The organism is Staphylococcus sp. AC872, assembly GCF_979255425.1.
The window spans coordinates 1-233 of sequence record NZ_CEEDKW010000098.1 but is presented as its reverse complement, the minus strand read 5'-3'; the positions used below and the strand labels follow the sequence as shown (position 1 = coordinate 233).

Below are 233 nucleotides of genomic sequence, written 5' to 3'. Positions count from 1 at the left end.
GCTCGACGATATTGACCGGTCTCGGGCTCGCCCCGAAGGCCTATGCGCTCGCGACGATCCATCGTGCCGAGAACACTGGTGATCGGCAGCAGCTTCTGGCGGTCGTGCAATTCCTCCAGGAGCGGTCACGAAAGTTTCCCGTCGTGCTCCCGCTCCACCCACGCACGCGACAGGCGGCCCTGGCTTTAGGGGTCGACCTAGACGGCTTGAAGGTTATCGACCCGGTCGGTTAC

Annotated in this window: 1 protein-coding gene; it reads left to right on the top strand. The window is 63.5% G+C overall.

All coding sequences use genetic code 11. The features are described from left to right. Nucleotides 1-233: UDP-N-acetylglucosamine 2-epimerase (locus ACZ267_RS13070; RefSeq protein ID WP_463680369.1), on the top strand; the 233-nt coding region annotated here is incomplete at both ends.